This is a genomic window from Bifidobacterium scaligerum (assembly GCF_002802865.1).
In the GTDB taxonomy this organism is placed as follows: Bacteria; Actinomycetota; Actinomycetes; order Actinomycetales; family Bifidobacteriaceae; genus Bifidobacterium; species Bifidobacterium scaligerum.
This window is the reverse complement of the sequence record NZ_PGLQ01000021.1, coordinates 1-327: the sequence shown is the minus strand read 5'-3', so window position 1 is coordinate 327 and position 327 is coordinate 1. Positions and strand designations below refer to the sequence as shown.

Here is a 327-nt window from a genome sequence, read left to right as displayed (position 1 = left end):
CGTGATCACCAGGTTCTGGATCGCCTGACCACCGGCCGTGGACGCCTGGTCCTTCCACTGGTTCAAACCGATCGTCAGCGGATACCAGTCCGCGTCCTTCAACATGATCAACGGCAGGAAGTAATTGTTCCACGTCGCCACGATCGTGAACAACGCGGTCGTCACGATACCCGGCGCCAGCAGGGGCAGGCTGATCGTCCAGAACGTGCGGAACTCGCTCGCGCCGTCCACGCGGGCCGCCTCGAGCAATTCGGTCGGCACGGCCTGCTCGCTGAAGATCCACATCAGATACAGGCCGAACGGGCTGATCAACGACGGGATGATCAT

1 protein-coding gene is annotated in these 327 nt (G+C 61.5%); it reads right to left on the bottom strand.

Going from position 1 to position 327, the window contains the following annotated elements; all coding sequences use genetic code 11:
• Positions 1 to 327: ABC transporter permease subunit (locus CUU80_RS10605; RefSeq protein ID WP_133119425.1), on the bottom strand; the 327-nt coding region annotated here is incomplete at both ends.